The following is a 19,684-nucleotide window of genomic DNA, read 5'->3' on the forward strand; positions in this document are numbered from 1 at the left end:
GTCGGGCCGCTCCCCCGCCGCCGCCCCCGCCGCCCACAGTGCGGCCCGCCGCACACTGCTACCCCGCCCTCTCCGATCGATGTCGTCCGACCGGTCGCCCGCCGCGCCACCAGCACGCGCCGCCGCCGCGCCCGCCAACCTCACACCGCCGTGCGCCGACGAGCCACCGGCCCCTACCGCGCCGCTCGTCGCCACTGCGTCGACGGTCGCCGCGACAGTAATGGTCCGCCCCTCCGCCGCCACCGAACCGCCCGGAATCGCCACCGCGCCATCGGTCGATTCGGCGGTGCCCATCGTTGCTTCGGCGAGCGCGCGGGGCTCGGTGTGATGTCTCGACGCGGGTGGTCCGCCCCTTGGGCCGACGGCACGCGGGGGCTCGGTGTCGACCAGCACGTCGAGGGCGCCTGCGGTGGCAAGGGATTCGGCTTGGGCGACAGTCAGTTCCACACGGCCGGTGAGGTCGAGCATCGAGGTGTAGGGGCCGTGGTCGATACGTTCGGTGACGAGGCGTTCGGCGAGGTCGTCACCGATGTGGCGGACGGCAGCCAGGCCGAGGCGCACCTCGGTGCCCGCGTTCTCCAGGGTGGGTTCGGCGCGGCTGGCGTTGATGTCGGGGCCGTGCACGAGCACGCCGTGGCGGCGGGCATCGGCGACCAGCGACTGCGGCGAGTAGAACCCCATCGGCTGGGCGCGCAGCAGCCCGGCGCAGAACGCGGCCGGGTGGTGCAGCTTGAACCACGACGAGTAGAACACCAGCGCGGCGAAGCTCTGCGAATGACTTTCGGGGAAACCGAAATTGGCGAAGGCGTAGAGCTTTTCGTAGATGCGGTCGGCGAGGTCGCCAGTGATGCCGTGCCGGTCGCGCATGCCCTGGTAGAGACGGTTCCTGAGCCGTTCCATCTTCTCCGGTGAGCGTTTGGAACCCATGGCGCGGCGCAGCTGATCGGCTTCGGCGGCGCTGAAACCGGCGACGTCGATGGCCATCTGCATCAGCTGTTCCTGGAACAGCGGGATACCGAGGGTGCGCGACAGCGAGTTCTCCAGCGCCGGATGGTCGCAGACCGGGGGCTCCTTGCCGTTGCGCCTGCGGATGTAGGGGTGCACCGAACCGCCCTGGATGGGGCCGGGCCGGATCAGCGCCACCTCGACCACCAGGTCGTAGAACTCGCGCGGCTTCAACCGTGGCAGGGTCGCCATCTGCGCGCGCGATTCCACCTGGAACACCCCGATCGAATCGGCGCGCCGCAGCATCTCGTAGACGGCCGGTTCGGTGAGGTCGAGGGCGTGCAGTTCCACCTGCTCGCCCTTGTGCTCGCGCACCAGGTCGATCATGTAGTGCAGGGCCGAGAGCATGCCGAGACCGAGCAGGTCGAACTTCACCAGACCGACCGCGGCGCAGTCGTCCTTGTCCCACTGCAGCACGCTGCGTCCGGCCATGCGCGCCCATTCCACCGGGCACACATCGGCGATGGGGCGGTCGCAGATCACCATGCCGCCGGAGTGGATACCCAGATGCCTTGGCAGACCGTCTAATTCGCCCGCGAGCTCGAGCACGGCGTCGGGGATGTCGGTGCCCGTCTCCTGACTCACGCCGGACCAACGGCTCACCTGTTTGCTCCAGGCGTCCTGCTGACCGGGCGAAAAACCCAGCGCCCGTGCGGCATCGCGCACCGCCGACTTACCGCGATAGGTGATCACGTTCGCCACCTGGGCGGCGTAGTCGCGGCCGTACTTGGCGTAGACGTGCTGGATGGCCTCCTCGCGGCGGTCGGATTCGATGTCGATATCGATGTCGGGTGGGCCGTCGCGTTCGGGCGCGAGGAACCGCTCGAACAGCAGCTTGTTGGCGACCGGGTCGACATTGGTGATGCCGATGGCGAAGCAGACCGCGGAGTTGGCGGCCGACCCGCGCCCCTGGCACAGGATGTCGTTGTGCTTGCAGAACTCGACGATGTCGTGCACGACCAGGAAGTAACCGGGGAACTCCAGCTGCCGGATCACGGCCAGTTCGTGCTCGATCTGCTTGTAGGCCTTCGCATTCCGTTCAGGCGGTCCGTAACGTTCGGCGGCGCCGCGATAGGTGAGCTCGCGCAGCCAGGAGTCCTCGTCGTGACCCGGCGGCACCTCGAACGGTGGCAGTTTCGGTGCGATCAAGCCGAGATCGAAGGCGCATTCGCGGGCCAGCGCCGCCGCGTTGGTCACCGCGTGCGGATACGCCGTGAACAGCCGCGCCATCTCCGCACCCGAGCGCAGGTGGGCACCGCCGGTGGGCGCCAGCCAGCCGACCATCTCGTCGAGGCTGCTGCGGGCACGGATCGCGGCCAGGGCCATCGCCCGCCGCCGCTGAGCCGGGGACGCGAAATGCGCGCCGGTGGTGGCCAGCACAGGCAACCCGAGCCGATCGGCGAGGGCCACCAGGTAGCCGTTGCGTTCGTCGTCGGTGGCGATGCCGTGGTGGGTGAGTTCCACGCTCACCCGGTCGGCGCCGAACCGTTCGACCAGATCGCGCAGGGCTACTTCGGCTTCGGGCAGGTTCGTATCGCCCGCGAGCAGGTCTTGCTCGAGGGCGGTGCGCAGGTGACCTTTGCGGCAGCCCGTGAGGATGTGCCAGTGACCACCCGCCGCGGCGGTGAGCGTGTCCAGGTCGTAGCGCAGAACACCCTTCTCCCCCGCCGCCATGTGCGCCGCGGCCATCTCGCGGGAGAGACGGCGGTAACCCTCCTGACCCCGGGCCAGCACCAACAGGTGCGGACCGGCCGGATCGGGAAAACCGGTGCGGGGCAACGAATTCGTGGCAGCCACGTGCCCACTCGGCGCACCGGCCGAGCCGACGGCTCCCTCGCGTATCCCGCCGCGCGGAACAGTACGGCGCCGGACCGCATCCCCTCGGCCCGGCGCCGCCTCCGCATCGGTTCCCAGTGACAGTTCGGCACCGAAAACCGTTGGCATTCCCCATTCCCTGGCCGCCTCGGCGAACCGGACGGTCCCGTAGAAGCCGTTGTGATCGGTGAGCGCGAGCGCCTCGAGACCCAGCCGCACCGCCTCCTCGACCAGTTCCTCGGGCGGGCTCGCGCCGTCGAGAAAGCTGTAGGCCGAGTGGGCGTGCAGTTCGGCGTAGGGCACCGCCGGGCCTGCCGGGAGTTCCAGGTCGGGAGCACGGTATTCGCCGCGTTTGCGCGACCAGGCCGGGCTGTCGCCCCCGTCGCCGGGGTGCATCTCCTCGGCCGGGCGGGCACTCGGCTTGCCCGAGAGCACCCGCTCCAGCTCCGACCAGGTCGGCGGCCCGTTGCTCCAACCCACGCACCCGCTCCTCTCCCTACCCCCTCACCTCGAACGCGTTGCCCGACATCTCAACTCGCGGGCAACCGCTCCATCGACCGCGACTCCAGTGCCGCCTCCACGTGGGTGAGACCGGCCCGGATCACCGCGCCGTAAGCATCGTTGGCGAGCACGTCCAGGTGGCCTCGGGCGATGGTCAGTTGCATGCGCGCCATGTCGAAATCGCCCACCCGGCGGTGACTGTCGGCCAGGTTCAGATACAGCGAGGGCAGGAATCCGCGCAGCCCGTCGTCCAGCGGGATACCCGGCCCGAACACCGCGGCCAGGGCCCGCTGATCCCACAGCAACGCACCCTCGGGTAGTTCCTGCACATCGGCAAGGTGATGTGCCACCACGCAGCGATGCAACGGGTCGCCGCCTTCCCCCAGTTCGTCCCAGAGCCGGGTCAGCGCCGCGCGCGCCGCCGCCTGGTCGAATCCGCCGAGCCGCACCGCGGCATAGATGTCCGCCATCCGATCGTCCGCCATGCTGCCATTATCGCACATACGTTCGAACATTCACCAGAGGCGTTCGAACATATTTTCGAGTTTCCGCGAGGCCTGGTCGCATAACTTACTTTGAAGTAAGTTAGAGGGAGCGAGCTGCAAAGGAGCAGTGATGTCCCAGGTTTCCCCGAAGAACCGGCGCGATCTCACCGGAAGGCACGTGGTGATCACCGGCGCTTCCTCCGGCATCGGCCGCGCCGCCGCCCTCGCCGTGGCCGACAAGGGCGCCGTCGTCCTGCTGTTGGCGCGGCGCGGCGACGAGCTGGCCCAGGTGGTCGACGAGATCCGCGCGGCGGGCGGGCAGGCGCACGGCTATCAGTGCGATGTGACCGACGCCGAATCCGTCGAGTCGACCGTGAAGACCATTCTCGACCAGCACGATCACGTCGACATGCTGGTCAACAACGCGGGCCGGTCCATCCGCCGCGCCATCCACCGCTCCACCGACCGCCTACACGACTACGAACGCACGATGGCGGTCAACTACTTCGGCGCGCTGCGGATGACCATGGCGTTGCTGCCACAGATGCGCGAGCGCGGCTTCGGCCACATCGTCAACATCTCCAGCGCCGGGGTGCAGGTGGCGACGCCACGCTTCTCCGCCTACCTGGCCAGCAAGGCGGCACTGGACAAGTTCACCGAGGTGGCGGCCGTCGAAACCCTCGCCGACGGTGTCACCTTCACGACCATCCACATGCCACTCGTGCGCACCCCCATGATCGCCCCCAGCGGGGAACAAGGTCCCGCCGAATCACCGGAGTGGGCCGCGGCCACCATCGTCCGCGCCCTCACCGAACGCCCCAAACGCATCGACGTCCCCCTCGGCACCCTCGCCGAATACGGCGCCCTGTTCACCCCCAAACTCCGCGACCGCATCCTGCACCGCTACTACCGCGCCATCCCCGACTCCCCCGCCGCCAAGGGACAGACGAGCGCCGCCCCCGATCCCGATCCCGCACCCCCGGCACCGCAGCCGGAGCCGAAGAAGTCCCCCGCTCGCACCGCCGCAGGCGCCGCCGTCCGCCGAGCCGCCCGCTGGGTGCCCGGCACCCACTGGTAGCTGCTTCGAGATCACCACGCTCTGGTGGCGGCGTTCCCCGAGAAAGAACCCGCACGAGAGCGTGATGTCGATCGTCCAGCGCGGCATGACGCACGGGCGTGGCAGCACCCGCGGCTGCGGCGAGCCGACCGATCAGCGCTGCTCGACAGCAGTTCCATGCTCAGATCGGCGAGCTCGGGCGGCCGCCGTTGAGAACGGGCTTCCCAGGGCCTGACAGGGTCGCGTACAGGACGTCGCCGGGTGTGGTGCACGTGGGTCAGGGAGTGGGGAGTTGTTCGATGGACACCGGTTCGAGATAACTGGCGGGTTTGGGTTTGGCGTTGCAGCCGGCCTGGCGGGGTGGGGCGGGGGCGGTGCGGGTGGTCACGCGCCAGCGGCGGCCGTCGCGGTGAGTGACGATGGCGGCGCCCGCGCGGGTCGGGTCGTGCGTGGGGGTGGGGTCGAGGTCGACGGTGAGGGCGTCGGCCGGTGCTGAGACCTGTTCGCGGACAACGACTTCGGCCAGTTGAGCGATCGGGGGGTAGCAGCTGCGACCGCGCAGGCCGGTGAGGGAGACCTCGCCGGTGTCGGCGGCGGCGAGCAGGTCGCGGGCGGCCGAAGCGTCGACGCGGCCGTAGGTGAGGCCCGACGGAAGCAGGACGACGGCCGGGGCGAAGCGGTGGCCGCCGGTGTGGGAGGCCTCCCAGACGCGCTCGGGGTGGTCGGCGGCCAGGGCGGCGGCGATCGGGCGGCCGAGCCGGGCGCAGCACTGGTCGCGCTTGCCGTGTGCGCAGACCAGGACGACCGGATCGTCCACCGGCACACCGAGCTCCGGGGCGGGGCCGTCGACCAGGTGCAGGTCGATGTCGAAAAGCTCACGTAGGTCGGTGATCTCGAACCGCACACACCACGAACCCTCGGGCCGTGAACTGGCCAGCAACACGGTGCGCGTGCCGGTGAACTCGTAGCGCCCGGGACGGCGGATCAACGTCGGACGCACCTTCGCTGACGACGTGCGCGCAGCCAACTCGGGTGTGATCTCCGGGCCGAGCACCTCGTCGCCCAGCACGTCACGGCCCCACGCCCCGGGATGCTCGATACACAGCCACCCCGTGGCGTGTACCGCCGTGCCGAGCAGCGGAAGGTCGGCGGCGGCCGCCGAACACACCATGCCCTCGAACGGATTCATCACCGCACCTCCTTCCGCACTCGGATCTCCTGACCGGAGTTCACTGTAGAGCGGCACGGCAATGCACGGTTCACACCCTCGCTGAGCAGCTACTTTCTACTCGTACACCCCCTCGGCGTGCCAGCCGTGTTCGTCGTGGACCAACAGGGCCGCGCGGATCTCGGTGGGGTCGGCGTCGAGCTGGACCTGGACGCGGACGGCGGTGGTCGCGGGTTCGGCGGCGGACCACCAGCGTTCGACGACGGGCCAGGGGCCTGCCCAGCCGAGCAGGGACCACCGCTTGCGGCCCCAGCTCAGACGCACCGGGTCGGCGGTGAACAGGCCGCGGTCGGTGACATCGACGTCGGTGCCGTCGGCAGCGGTCAGATGGACGGTCGGGCGGTGCAGCAGGAGCAGGGTGGGGGCCGGTTCGGGGAGACGGCCGGGCCACGGGTGGGCGGGATCGGCGCTCGGGGTGAGTTCGTCGCCGAGGGCGATCATGGTGATGCGTTCGGCGGGGCCACGGCCGCCACTGAGCACACCGATGCGCACCGCCTCACCGCCGAGCAGACCCTGCACCCGGACCAGCGCACGCCTGGCGCGTTCGGTCTGCTCGCCCTCACCGCCCCACAGCCCCAGCTGCAACGCGCCCGCAGCGACCACTTCGACCGGTTCCAAGGTGAGCGCGACGATGGGACCGGTGGGGCGGGCGCGGTGGGTGAGCCAGCCGTCGAGCTGCCAGCGGACCCGGTCGGCGGTGTCGGGCGGGGTGAGTGGGCGCGCGCACCGCCAGATCCTGGTGAGTTCCTCGCCGGTCTCGGTGCGGGCGGTGACGGCGAGCCGGGTGCACGACACCCCCGCCGCCGACAGGGCCGCGTGCAAGCGGGTGGACAGTTGCCTGCTCGCGAAGGCGGCGGCGTCGACCCGGTCGACGGGTGGGTCGCAGGCCAGCTCGACGGTCAGTTCCGGGGCAGGTCTACGCGCCGAAGGCGGGCGTTCCGGGAGGGCGCGCGCCATGCGATGGGCATGCACGGCGTCGGCACCGAACCGGGACGCCACCTCGGCGGGTGCGAGTCGGGCGAAGTCGCCGATGCGGCGTAAACCCAAGCGGTGCAACAGGTCCGCGAGGTCGGCGCGATCTGGTGCGGCCAGGCTCGGTTCGGCCGCGAGCTCGGATACGGGCAGGGGCGCGAGGTAGCGCGTGCCCTCCCCCGGCGCGACGATCGCGCCGCGCTTGGCCGCGATAACCGCCGTCGACATGGTGTCGGCGATCCCGATCTGCGCCTCGGTCCCGGCCACGGCGACCGCGTCGATCAACCGTTCCGCGGCCGCCTCCTCGGAGCCGAAATACCGTGCGGCACCCCGCGCGCCGAGCACGATCAGCCCCGGCCGCAACACCTCGACACCCGGCACAGTGGCATCGACGGCGCCGACCACCGGTTCGAACATTCGCGCATCGCGGTCCGGGTCGTCCTGCGCGACGACGAGTTCCGGGCAGCAGCCCTGCGCGTCCCGCCTGCGCATCCCACGACGTACCCCCTCGGCCCGCGCGATCGCCGAACAGGCGACCACCCGGTTCCCCCGCAACACCGCGATCGGTCGCTGCGCCGCAACCCCCATCCCGGCCGCGGCCGCCACAGCAGGCCAATCCGGGCACCACACCGCAACCACCCGATCAGCGCGCCCCACGACAACACCCGACCCCGCTCCCCCACCGCGATACCGCGGGCCGCACCGAGCTTGTCGTCCACGCCACTTGGCCATCCGGACGACCAACCATCGCGGACCACACCGAGTTCGTTGTCCACGCCTTCGTGACAGCGCGGACGGCGATCGATCGCGTCCGGTCGACGGGCACGAGGTAGGCGACGAGGGTGGTCATGCCTGTCGCGCAGGGTTGGGCATCAGGCCGGTCGTCATGACACGGCCTCGTGTAAGGCGGTGACTTCGGTTGGGCGGGTGACATTTTCACGAGCCAGCCATTCGGTGCGGCCCGCGCGAGCGCACAGGTCCATGCGGCCCTGGCGGGGTGGGCCCGCCTTGGCGCTGACGCGCACGTCGAGGCAGACCGAACGCAGGCGACCGCGACCGGGACCGAGGCCGTCGTAACCGGCGACCCGGGTGTCCAGACGCAAGGCCGGGTTGGTCCACTCGCCGCCCGCGACGACGAGGGTGGTGCCACGGTTGCGGGCGCGGGCGGCGAGCACGCGGCAGCGGGCCGGGGGGACGGCGAAGCCGTGCAGGCCGAGGACCACCAGGTCCAGGCCGTCGAGCAGGACCGCGGCCACCTCGGCCGGGTCGGGGCCGGGGTCGGGGACGACCGCGAGGCGCGAGAGCTGCGCACCCATTTCGGCGGCCGCCAGCAAACCGAGCCGCGGCAGACCGACCACCGCCGCGTGCCCACCGCCGCCGGTGACCGAGGCGAGCAGACCGGTGAGCAACGAATGCGCACCGGAATAGGCGACCACCGAGCCCTTCGGCAGCCCGCCGTCGGGCAGCAGGTCGGCCAACGGCGCGGGGACGGGCAGCAGATCACGACGAAGTGGCTGTTCACGGGGTATGTGCGCGGCCACGGACGCACCGCGTCCCGGCACCGAGGCCATCCGCCGACGCAACTCGTCGAGCATGTGCTCGCGCGTGCCCGGCTCGGGCGACACCCTGTTCGAACCCATCAACACCACCTACTTCCACGATGGACCCGCGAGCGGAGAACCACTCGTCACCGAAACGACAGCACCGTTTCAGCTATCGATCGTATTCGAATATACGTTCGATAGCGACCAGCGTGACAGCCACCCCTCCTCCTGTCCACACACAAGATCCCGGCCAGTCAGCGGCAGATTCGGCTACCCTCGCACCGTGACCGAACGTGCTCGTCCCCATATCGGCCCCGACTACCTGGTCGCGGGCCGCTACCGCCTGCAGTCGAAGCTGGGCGGGGGTGGCATGGGTGCGGTCTGGCTGGCGACCGATCGGCTACTCAACCGGGAAGTCGCGATCAAGCAGGTGCTCACCACGGCGGGTCTGAGCGAGGCCGAGGCCGAGCGAGTGCGCAACAGTATCGTGCACGAGGGCCGGGTGGCGGCCAAACTGTCGCACGAGCACGCCATCGCCGTCTACGACGTGGTGATCGAGGCGGGCGAACCGTGGCTCGTCATGGAGTACTTACCCTCGCGCAGTGTGGCCAAGGCGCTCGCGCTGGTGGACGCACTGCCCGCGGTGGAAGTCGCCCAGATCGGCGCGCAGGTGGCCGACGCGCTCGCCGCCGCCCACGCCGCGGGCATCGTGCACCGCGACATCAAACCAGGCAACATCCTCGTCGCCGACCGAGGCCCCGACCTGGGCAAGGCGAAACTCAGCGACTTCGGCATCTCCCGCGGCGCGGGCGACCCCCACGGTGACGAACCCGACGGCGTGATCACCGGCACCCCCGCCTACCTGCCGCCCGAGGTGGCCCGCGGCGCCCAGCCCACCGAGGCCAGCGACGTGTTCTCCCTCGGCGCGACCCTCTACACCGCGCTGGAGGGTCAGCCGCCGTTCGGTTTCGACGACGACGAGAACGACGTGGTGACCCGGGCCGCGATGGGCCGCATCATCCCGCCCACCCGCACCGGCATCCTCACCCAGCCGCTGCTGCACATGCTCGAGCCCGCGCCACAGCGCCGCCCGACCATGGCCGAGGCCCGCGACGAAATCCTCACCGCCGCTTTCGGCCCCGGCACCGGCGCCTACATCCTCGGTGTCCCGCTGCGCACCGAGGACGGCACCATCCCGGCCTGGGCGTCGCGCAGCGGCGCCAGCGGCGTGCGCAGCCCCAATGCCCAGCCGCTGCCCCGCCCGCACCGGGCCCCCTCGGCCGCACCCGCCGCGCGCCCCCAGCGCAGCGGCAGCTTCTTCGACGACCTGCCCAACGGCGCACCGCTGGCGATCGGCGCGGGCGTGCTGATCGGCCTGGTCATCCTGATCGCCCTCATCATCGCGGTGATGTAGGCGTATCGCCGCACCCCGAGACACACCGCCGTCGCCGAGCCGACCCGCACGCCGGGTGGGTGCGTCCATCCCGCGCGATCACGCGGTTCTGCCACACCGAATCGAGCCTGCGCCGGGGGAAGTGCGAGGCCGCACGATCATCGAACCACCGTGCGGAATGCGCCGCGCGATCACTCGATGCGGCGGCGATGGGCCCAGCGGGTGAGGGCGTTGCGGTTGGACTGCTGGGTTTTGCGCAGCACGTTCGAGGCGTGGGTTTCCACGGTTTTCACCGAGATGAACAGGCTTTCGGCGATCTCGCGGTAGGTGTATCCGCGGGCGAGCAGGCGCAGCACTTCCAGCTCGCGCGGGGTGAGGGAGTCCAGTTCGGGGTCGAGTGGCGGTTCGGGGACCGGGGAGCGGCCGGTGAACGAGTCGAGGACGAAACCGGCCAGCCTGGGACTGAACACCGCGTCACCACCCGCGACCCGCCGGATGCCGTCGGCCAGTTCGGCGCCGGAGATCGTCTTGGTGACGTACCCGCGCGCGCCCGCCCGGATCACCGCGATCACGTCCTCGGCCGCGTCCGACACGCTCAGCGCCAAACACACCGGGCCGGAAGCGATTCCGCTCAGCACCGCGACGCCGCCGCCGTCGGGCATGTGCACGTCGAGCAGCACCACATCCGGTTTCGCGGCATCGATCCCGGCGATCGCCTCCGCCACGCCCCCGGCCTCGCCGACGACCTCCATGTCGGTTTCCCGGCTCAGTTCCGCTCGCACACCCGACCGGAAGACCGCGTGATCGTCGACCAGAAACACCCGCACACTCACTCGAGACTCCTCATTCGAACCGCGAACCTGATGCTCATCGGTACCACACCACGATGTCGGGGCGGCGCGATCGGGGCATCACCGACCACGCCGCGGTTTCCGGGCCACGCAAACGGATCCTCAGTGCCACACCACGACGTCCGCGCGACCAGGCCTTCAGCGACCACGCCTCCGTTTCCCGGCCGCGCGACCGGGATCTCAGCGATGTCCGGGCCGCGCGAACCAGGCGCTCAGCGGTCGACCGGCTGATCGCGATCCACCTGGTCCAGGCGCAGCGCGGCGGTGGGCGCATCGGTGGAGGCTTCGACCGGTTGGGTCTCGTCGCTCGGCTCGGAGGTACCGGAGTCCGTGCGCGGCATGACGATCCGCACCTCGGTACCGCGCCCGACGGTCGAGTCGATCTCGGCCGTGCCCCCGCGGCGTTCGATGCGGGCGCAGATCGATTTGGCCACTCCGCGCCGATCGGCGGGCACCGACGACACGTCGAAACCGGCGCCGCGATCGCGCACGAAAATGCTCACCTGGTGCGGTTCGGTTTCGGCGAAGAGGTCGATCTCGGGCACGTCGGCGTGCTTGGCCGCGTTGACCAGTGCCTCACGGGTGGCGCCGAGCAGCGCGGTGAAGTGCTCCTTGGGCAGGCCCGCGCCGGTGTCGCCCGGGTCCATCGCGACATCGCCGACGGTGACCGGCGTGACCTTCACCCCGTGCTGGTCCTCCACCTCGCCCGCGATGGTTCGCAGGGCGGCCGACAGGCTCGAATGTGCGGGCGCGGCATCGTCGAAGAGCCATTTGCGCAGTTCGCGTTCCTGGCTGCGAGCCAGGCGGAGCACTTCCTGTGGGTCCTCGGCTTGGCGCTGGATCAGCGCGAGGGTCTGCAGCACCGAGTCGTGCAGATGGGAGGCGATCTCCTCGCGCTCCTCGTTGCGGATGCGGGCGCCGCGTTCGGCATTGAGCGCGCGGACCATGCGCAACCACAGCGGCACCGTGAGCAGGCCCGCGCCGACCAGGGTCACTGCCACGGCGATCAGGGCCGAACCGAGCGAACTCAGGTCGATACGGGCCAGCACGACCACACCGAGCCCGAACACGATCAGCGTCGCCCCGGCTACGATGCGCGACCAGGTGACCACCGACGGTCGCGCGGGCAGCCCGAACAGCGCCCGCGGCCCCGGGGCGGCGACATCGTATTCGCGCCACACCAGCGCGGCGCCGATCGCGACCACGACGACCGGCACGATCACCTTCGCCGCCGTGCCCTGGAACAACCAGCCGACGGTGACCGCGAGCACCATCCCGAGCAGGGCCAGCCCGATCGCTTGTCGGCGCTCGTCGCCCGTCGGCGCGGTCGCGTCGCCACCGGCGGGGGTGAAGATCCACAGCAGTCCGTAGGCCACCAGACCAGCACCGACCAAGGCGGACAGCAACACGAACGCCAACCGCACCTTGAACACGTCGACGCCGAGATGGTCGGCCAGGCCACCCGCGACACCACCGATCACCCGGCCGCCGGTGCGGCGGACCAGCCGGGGGGTCGTCGGCAATGCCGGGTCACCTGATTCTGGAGCGGGAACTGGGAGCACACCGGGGAGGTACCCCCGTGGCACGCCGTAACCCTGCGGCGGGACCGGTGGGAAACCCGCGGCCGGACGGTATGGCTGCGGCATCGGCCGATACTGCTGAGCACCGCCGTACTGCTGAGCACCGCCGTACTGCGGGGTGCCGCCGTACTGCGGGGTGCCGCCGTACTGCGCGGCAGCCTGGCGGTACTGCCGGACAGCCTCGCGATAGCGCCGACCGCTCGGCCGAGGCGGCACTGGCCGCGGCATCCGCGCGGAGCCGTTGATCCCGGGGGCGGAGCCGGGCCCGGGTACCCCCTGGGCGGCGGTGCGGGCGGGAACAGACGGATCCATACTTCGATACTGGCACGCGCGAGCGGTGGCCGACATCAGGAAAGACCCTGATCTGTGCCCCGATGTCGGTGATTCCGTGCCGACCTGCGCCGGAGCCTGTCCGGTCCGGACAGAAACCGGCCACCACCTGCGCGGATCCACCCGCACCCGCGACCTGCGCGGAGCCGCCGACGACGACCGGACCGGAAAACCGGAAGTCGTACTCTCAGCAGGGATTTCAGGGTTCACCCCGGTCTTTCACAAGCCCGGTCACAGACGATCTTCCTACGTTGATGGCAGGCCGGAACCACGGCCGCCGCTTCAGGGGAGGAACACGTGAACATCATCACCACCGTGCTGGGTGCCACCACCATCGCGCTGAGCACTCTCGGGATGACGCCGATCGCCTCGGCCACGCCGATGGCACCGCACGAATCGACCTACCACGGTCCCGAGGGGTTCCAGCTCACCATCGGCCATACCGACCAGTCCTACCGCCTGGTGCCGCCGCTCAACGCCATGCCGACCAACCGCGAGGTATTTCTGAACAACACCGCCTACGTCACCGCACCGCCCGGGGCGACCGGTGACCTCAGCTCCGGCTACCTCGTGGCCTGTGCTGTCGACCTGGAGCTGTCGGTCGGCATCGACGGCGGAATCTCGGTGGACGCGGGGGCGAGCGTCGGGTTCGGTTCCTCGGGTCCCGACGGCTCGGTCGACGTGGGTCCGTCGATCTCGGCGGGCCTGGATCTGAGCCTGTCGCTCGCCCCAGGCGAGATCAAGAAGATCGACATGGGGTCGATGCCGCTGAGCTCGGGCACCACCTACCTGGTGAACCGGGACTTCCACCTGATGGTCGGCAACTGCGGCGGCCCGCTCAACGTCTACTCGTGGGCGACGGTCACCGCCGGAACCGGACAGGTCGAGGCCACGAACTCGATCTTCGGCGACACCATGTTCCTGTGACCACCCTGCCGAACCCGGCACCCGCGCCGGGTTCGGCGGCCTTGCGAATATCATTGCCCCGGTCACCTTTTCATCGGCCGGGGGGTTCGTTGACTGTCATCGACAGCGAGATCCGCTCACCACGCGCGCTGTTCGCCCAGCGCTTCGGTGAGCTCTACGCCGCGGCGGGCAACCCGACCCTGCGCCGGGTCGCCGCGGCCACCGAACGACGGATGCGCGGTGCGCAGTCGGGCACCCCGTCGGCCCAGCGGATCAGCGACTGGAAAGCCGGTCGCAACGTCCCCGCCCGCTTCGAATCCCTGCTGCCCGTGGTCCTCACGCTCGTCGAGATGACCGAGAAGGCCCAGCGCGACCTGCCACGCACCCTGGCCGACCCGCACGAATGGCGACGCCTGTGGCAGGAATCGGTCACCTGGACCGCGACGGCGGGCGACGACGTCACCTGCCCCTACCCCGGCCTGCGTGCCTACCGACCTGAGGAACACACCCTGTTCTTCGGACGGGAGCAGGCCACCGCCGACTTCGCCGCCCTGGTCCGCGCGGCCACGGGCATCGTCGTGCTGATCGGGGCGTCGGGGGCGGGCAAGTCCTCGCTGCTGGCCGCGGGACTGCGACCGGCGATCGACCTGCCCGCCGCGACCATGACACCGGGCGCGACACCGACCACCGCACTGGCCACGGCGCTGAGCGACGACCCGGCGGTGCTGATCGTCGACCAGTTCGAGGAGCTGTTCACCCTCTGCCAGGACGAGGCCGAGCGTTCGGCGTTCCTGACCTCGCTCACCGAACTCACCACCCGCGAGACCGATCCACCCACGGTGGTCCTGGCACTGCGGGCCGACTTCTACGAGCCGTGCCTGCACTATCCGGTGCTGCGGAACAGCTTGCAGCACAACAGTTATCTCCTCGGCGCCATGTCGATGGACGAGGTGTCGCGCGCGATCACCGGTCCCGCCGCTGCCGCCGGACTCACCCTCGAGCCGGGGTTGTCGGAGCTGGTCCTCGCCGAATTGCGCGGGCTCGGTGAACATCTCGACGGATACGACCCGGGCACGCTGCCGCTGCTGTCGCATGTGATGGCCGCGACCTGGCAGCAGCGCGACGGCCGCAAGCTCACCGTCGCCGGGTACCGCAAGGTCGGTGGCGTGGCGGGGTCGGTCGCCGAGACCGCCGAACTGGCCTGGGGCGAGCTCACTTCGGCGCAGCGCAGCGCCGCCCAGGTACTGCTCGGCGCGCTGGTGACCGTCGGGCAGGACACCCGCGACACCCGACGCACCGTCGAGCGTGCCGAATTGCTCCGTGCCAGCGGTGATTCCGAGTCCGCCACCGACGCGCTCGAGGTGCTCGCGGCCAGCAGACTCATCACCGTCGACACCAGTTCGGTGCAGCTCACCCATGAGATCGTGCTCTCCGCGTGGCCCCGGTTGCGCGGGTGGATCGATGCCGACCGGGTGGGGTACGCGGTCCGCCAACGGCTCGAGCGTGATGCGGCCGAATGGTCTGCCGCCGCGCGGGATCCGGCCCTGCTGTACCGGGGAACCCGGCTCGATCGCGCGCGCGAACATGTCGGCAGCGCGGGGAGCAATCCGCGGATACGCACCTTCCTACACGCCTCGAAACGGGCCGCACGCAACAGCAGCCGCCGCCGGATCGTGGCGGTCGTCGTGGTGTTCGCCCTGCTCGCCACCGGTGTGATCGCCCTCGACCGCACCCGGCTCGCCGACCAGCGCGCGCTCGACCGTGACCATGCCGAGCTGGTGGCCGCCGCTCAGCGCACCAGAGCCACCGACCCGTCGTTGTCCGCGCAGTTCCTGTTGGCCGCGTACCGGATCCGGCCGGACGATGCGACCCGCAATCTGTTGCTGAACAGTCAGGACTCGCCACTCGGCGTCGCCGTACCCGCGCATGCTCGTGGGGTCTCGACGCTTGCGTTTCGCCCGGCCGATGCGCTGTTGGTCTCGATCGACGATGGCGGTGAGGCGGCCTTCTGGGATCTGCGCGATTCTGCTCGGCCTCGGCGCCTGGCCACCGCGCTCGGCGTGGCGATCGCCGAGCTCGCCTTCGTTCCCGGCAGTACGAATGCGATCACCATCGGCCGTTCCGGCACGCGATTGTGGGATCTCGCCCGTCCCGAATACCCCCGCCTGGTCCACACACTCGACGCCGGTTACGCGGAGCAGATCGCTGTCGACCCGACCGGAACCACAATTGCTCAGATCGCCGCCGCCACGCTGACGCTGTGGGATATCCGCGATCGGTCGCATCCCGCGCGCACCGCTACCCGTGCACTACCCGGGGACCGGCACACCGTCGCCTTCGTTCCCGGTACGACGGCGCTCGCGATACGCACCATCACGGCCTATGTTGCCGCCCCCGATACCGTACAGACTTGGGATGCTACGACCGCGCTCCCTCTCGGCCAACCGATTTCGGTCTCGGCCTCGGACTATCTGCAAACCTTCACAGTGAGCCCGGACGGCACCCGCCTGGCCACCATCACACGCAGGTCGGGTGGTGCGACCAGTACGTCGTGGAGTGAATTGCAGATCTTCGACATCACCGATCCTTCCCACCCCCGCACGCACGGGATGCCGACCCGCGTGGACAGCGACGGGGCAGTATCGATCTCCTTTCATCCGGACGGAAAACTCCTTGCCATCGGCAACGAGAACAACGCACGACTGTGGCACATCGCAGATCCTGCCCAGCCTGTTCAGGCCGGACCGACCTTCTCGGTGAGTCCGGCGGCCTGCCCTCGAGCCTGGCGTTCCCTCTGCACCGGCGGCCCTCGAACCCTGCTTTTCCTTCCTGGTGAGCCCACCCTGATCGGGGCCGGAGACGACGGATTGCTGCGCATCTGGACACTGCCGCCCTCGATGCTCGAGGTGCTGGCAGGAACCTCTTCGAGCCCCGTCTTCGACGGCACCGGCAACCGCATGGCAGTACTCGACCGGGCAGGCGAGTTGGCCGTCTGGGATACCACCGATCTTCACCGACCCACCGAAACCGCGACGATTCCCGCGCTGCCGGGGTTGACCGAACCCGCACTGAGCCCGGACGGTCGCACCCTGACAGCGCACGACGAACCAGGCAGACGCCGTGTCGTCTTCGATCTGGAAGACCCACGTCATCCACGCATGTTGCCGAGCTGGCCGCTGGGTGAGGGCCGATTCTCGACGGTCGTAGGCAACCGGATGCTGGTTACCGGTCGCAATGCGATTCAGGTGTGGAACGTCACCGACCGAACGGCGCCCACACCGATGGGACCACCGATCACGGCGCGGGTGGGCACGATTGCCGAGGGCAGTTTCAGCAGCGATGGCAAACGGCTGGAGGTGATGCTTCACGACAATGACTCGAGCCGTAGCGAATCGCACTTCTATCGTCAGCTCTGGAATCTGGATGATCCGGCCCACCCGCAGCTCGTCATCGACACCGAGGTGGACTTGGCAGAGTCACTTCCACCAACGCACTTCCTGCCCGACAATCGAACTATCGCTGTCACGCGGGGTGACCAGTTCGGTCTGTGGGGTACCGGCGACTCGGACTGGTTCACGCCGATCGTCGACGCGGTCCGCACCGAGATCGCGCCGATCAGCTGGATCTCCAGCGTCGGCACCGGCTTGGCGGTATCGAGCGAGAAGGGCACGACCACAGTGTGGGACATCACCGATCCCCGCGAACCACGCCGCCGCCTCGGGCCGATCGGACCTGCCGACGGCCGGAGACGAACCGTGACGATGCACCCAGGCGGGCAACAGCTCGTGTTCATCACCGACGACGGCCAGCTCGGCGTCTGGGACCTCGACCCGGAAGCCGTCGCCGCCCATATCTGCGCGAGCACCGGCATGCTCACCGAGGCGATCTGGCGTACCCACGTCGCGAACGGCCCCTACCGCGCACCCTGCCCCTGAACCCCGGGCAATTTTCAGGGTTCACCCCGATGTGTCCGAGGGGTCGCACAGCACACCATGGAACACATGAGCAGAACGAGCTTCGGCGATCAGGTTCAGCAGATGTGGCACACGCGGCCCGTCCGGCTGCCTCGGCAGGGGCCGATCGCCGGTGTGGCCGCCGGGTTCGGGTTGCGGTACGGCATCGATCCGGTGCTGGTGCGGGTGGCGTTCGTGGTGTCGACCATTTTCGGCGGGGCTGGGATCGTCCTGTATCTGCTGGCGTGGTTGGTGCTCGGGTCCGCGGGCAACGAGGCGTCGGCGGCCGAGTCGCTCAGCGGGCGCGGGTCGCATTCGCAGACCAAGACGATCGTGTTGATCGTGGCGCTGGCCATCGCGGTGTCGACCATGGGCCCGGTGGGGCTGGGGCTCGGCGGTGGCGGCGTGATCAGCATGGGCCTGATGCTGGCCGGGTGGTGGATGCTGTACCTGCGTCATCCGGAGCTGCCCGCCGGTTTCGACGGCTACCGTGCCCCGCTCGCCACCACCGGTTATCCCGGCGCGGGCTACCCGAACGCGGTGTACCCGTACACCCCAGAGGGGATGTACACGCCCTACACCAAACTCCCCGACGCCTACGTCCCCGATCCGGCGACCACTGTGCTCCCCCGCACGGAAAATCGCGCGGCGACAACGGAATCCATGCCCTTGCTCCGGGTCGACGAGGCTGAGACAATGGCGCTGCGCAAGAGCAGCGACGCCGCACGGTCCTCGACCACCCTCGGAGAAACCGCCCCCGCCCCGGAAACTGCCGTACCTTTCGGCAGCGCCGCGACTTCCGAGCACACCGACGCACCCCCTTCCACGCCGATCGACACAGAACTCGAGGACGCGCCGAAACCTGACGGATTCGGGGCGACGCCGACCACAGATGGCGGCATCCAGGAGACACCGGGGGCGGAGAGCCGAGAAGCATCGGCAGCGGTCGTGGACAACCGAGAGGCATCGGCAGCGGACGCCCAACCTGCGCCGACGGCGGACACAACACCGACCGCAGGCCTCGCGTCCGGCGACGACCGATCCATCATCGATCTCGCGAAACCCGAGCCGACCAGCCTGTCGACGGTCGGCGACACCGCGACCCTGCCCAGAAGCCCGGGCGGCCCCCACCTGCGCGCCCAGGTACCGCCTGGCTGGGATCCCCTCGCGGTGGCCCCGCTGGCCTGGGAACTCCCCGAAGCCGTCCCCACCTTCGCCCCGGTCGCACCGCCGCCACCGAAGCGCCCACGCTCCCGGCTCACCCCGATCACCATCGGCCTCGCCATCCTCGCCGCCGCCGCGGCGGGTGCGGCCGCCGCGTCGGGCGTCGAGTGGATGACCCCCGCCCGCATCGCCGCCTTCGCCTTGGCCGTGGTCGGTCTCGGGCTCGTGGCGGGTGCCTTCCTGCGACGCGGGTACGGACTGCTTGTCCTCACCGCACCGCTGGCCGGTTTCGTGTTGCTCGCCTCGCTGATCGGACCGATCGACTTCGACAACAGCGGCAATGTCGGCGATCGGGTGTGGGCGCCGACCTCCGTGCAGGAGCTGCGACCGCGCTACGCCCTCGACATCGGTTCGGGGACATTGGATCTGCGCGGCCTCACCCTCACCGAATCGCGTAGCGTCGAGGTAGCGGTGAACATCGGTGATGCGAAAGTCCATCTGCCAGAAGGGATGACGGTGAACACCACCTGCGACATCCGGGTCGCCGACAACCCGTGCGACGAAGGCATCAGCGGCCCGAACACCCCCGGCGCGCCGGTTCTCGACCTGCGCATCACGATGCATCTCGGCGACGTGGAGGTGACCCGTGGCTGACTCGACGAAAACCGAACGCCGCCCGGCCTTTTCCCTGCTCGTCACGGGACTGCTCGCGCTGGCCGTGAGCGGGTGGGCGCTGCTGGGCGCACCGACCCCCGACGGCGGCGGGATCCTGCCGGTGGGCTGGGGTGTGGTGATCGTGGCCAGCGTCGTCGGCCTGCTCCTGGTCCTCTCCCCCCGCCGCAAGCGACGCTGACGGAACCCGATATGAACGAGAAATGGCCCGTCGTCCGACGGGCCATT

12 protein-coding genes and 1 pseudogene are annotated in these 19,684 nt (G+C 69.9%); 6 read left to right on the forward strand and 7 right to left on the reverse strand.

Features of this window, described 5'->3' with window-relative positions; genetic code table 11:
- Nucleotides 1-30: 30 nt before the first annotated feature.
- Nucleotides 31-3,300: pseudogene (locus NC7_RS11495) on the reverse strand (error-prone DNA polymerase); the annotation flags it as partial.
- Nucleotides 3,301-3,350: 50 nt separating this feature from the next.
- Nucleotides 3,351-3,806 (reverse strand): hypothetical protein, encoded by a 456-nt coding sequence (locus NC7_RS11500; RefSeq protein WP_084458375.1) that lies wholly within the window; start codon nucleotides 3,804-3,806, stop codon nucleotides 3,351-3,353.
- Nucleotides 3,807-3,936: 130 nt separating this feature from the next.
- On the opposite strand from NC7_RS11500, the gene NC7_RS11505 reads away from it, so the two are divergent.
- On the forward strand, nucleotides 3,937-4,884 hold the full coding sequence (locus tag NC7_RS11505; protein ID WP_067981842.1) for an SDR family NAD(P)-dependent oxidoreductase: 948 nt from the start codon (nucleotides 3,937-3,939) through the stop codon (nucleotides 4,882-4,884).
- A gap of 256 nt (nucleotides 4,885-5,140) precedes the next feature.
- Here NC7_RS11505 and NC7_RS11510 read toward each other — a convergent pair whose 3' ends face one another.
- The 3 genes from NC7_RS11510 to imuA' form a co-directional block, all read right to left on the reverse strand.
- Nucleotides 5,141-6,052 (reverse strand): ferredoxin family protein, encoded by a 912-nt coding sequence (locus tag NC7_RS11510; RefSeq protein WP_067981778.1) that lies wholly within the window; start codon nucleotides 6,050-6,052, stop codon nucleotides 5,141-5,143.
- 96 nt (nucleotides 6,053-6,148) lie between these two features.
- Nucleotides 6,149-7,651, reverse strand: coding sequence for a DNA polymerase Y family protein (locus tag NC7_RS11515; RefSeq protein ID WP_236573305.1), 1,503 nt, complete (start codon nucleotides 7,649-7,651; stop codon nucleotides 6,149-6,151).
- 296 nt (nucleotides 7,652-7,947) lie between these two features.
- The gene (gene imuA', locus NC7_RS11520) at nucleotides 7,948-8,703 is read right to left on the reverse strand and encodes a DnaE2-dependent mutagenesis accessory factor ImuA' (RefSeq protein WP_067981781.1); all 756 of its coding nucleotides are present in this window, start codon (nucleotides 8,701-8,703) and stop codon (nucleotides 7,948-7,950) included.
- Nucleotides 8,704-8,890: 187 nt separating this feature from the next.
- Between imuA' and NC7_RS11525 the strand changes: the two genes are divergently transcribed.
- Nucleotides 8,891-10,021 carry a serine/threonine-protein kinase gene (locus tag NC7_RS11525; protein ID WP_067981845.1) on the forward strand — a complete coding sequence of 377 codons (1,131 nt, stop codon included), beginning with the start codon at nucleotides 8,891-8,893 and terminating at the stop codon, nucleotides 10,019-10,021.
- 170 nt (nucleotides 10,022-10,191) lie between these two features.
- On the opposite strand, the gene NC7_RS11530 is transcribed toward NC7_RS11525, so the two are convergent.
- Entirely contained in the window at nucleotides 10,192-10,833 is a 642-nt protein-coding gene (locus tag NC7_RS11530) for a response regulator (protein WP_373861243.1), read from the reverse strand.
- Nucleotides 10,834-11,063: 230 nt separating this feature from the next.
- Nucleotides 11,064-12,413, reverse strand: a complete 1,350-nt coding sequence (locus NC7_RS11535; RefSeq protein WP_084458389.1) for an ATP-binding protein — start codon at nucleotides 12,411-12,413, stop codon at nucleotides 11,064-11,066.
- Between the two features lie 645 nt (nucleotides 12,414-13,058).
- Here NC7_RS11535 and NC7_RS11540 point away from each other — a divergent pair.
- The 4 genes from NC7_RS11540 to NC7_RS11555 all read left to right on the forward strand — a co-directional run bounded on the left by NC7_RS11540 (nucleotide 13,059) and on the right by NC7_RS11555 (nucleotide 19,637).
- Nucleotides 13,059-13,688: an MspA family porin gene (locus tag NC7_RS11540; RefSeq protein WP_067981786.1), complete on the forward strand. Its 630-nt coding sequence runs from the start codon at nucleotides 13,059-13,061 to the stop codon at nucleotides 13,686-13,688.
- An 89-nt stretch (nucleotides 13,689-13,777) separates the two neighbouring features.
- Entirely contained in the window at nucleotides 13,778-17,602 is a 3,825-nt protein-coding gene (locus NC7_RS11545; RefSeq protein WP_067981788.1) for a WD40 repeat domain-containing protein, read from the forward strand.
- Nucleotides 17,603-17,668: 66 nt separating this feature from the next.
- Nucleotides 17,669-19,438, forward strand: coding sequence for a PspC domain-containing protein (locus tag NC7_RS30380; protein ID WP_303745822.1), 1,770 nt, complete (start codon nucleotides 17,669-17,671; stop codon nucleotides 19,436-19,438).
- Nucleotides 19,431-19,637: a hypothetical protein gene (locus tag NC7_RS11555; RefSeq protein ID WP_067981795.1), complete on the forward strand. Its 207-nt coding sequence runs from the start codon at nucleotides 19,431-19,433 to the stop codon at nucleotides 19,635-19,637. The genes NC7_RS30380 and NC7_RS11555 overlap by 8 nt, the downstream gene beginning before the upstream one ends.
- The last annotated feature ends 47 nt before the right edge of the window (nucleotides 19,638-19,684 follow it).

Origin of the sequence: Nocardia caishijiensis NBRC 108228, assembly GCF_001612825.1 — a bacterium.
In the GTDB taxonomy this organism is placed as follows: domain Bacteria; phylum Actinomycetota; class Actinomycetes; order Mycobacteriales; family Mycobacteriaceae; genus Nocardia; species Nocardia caishijiensis.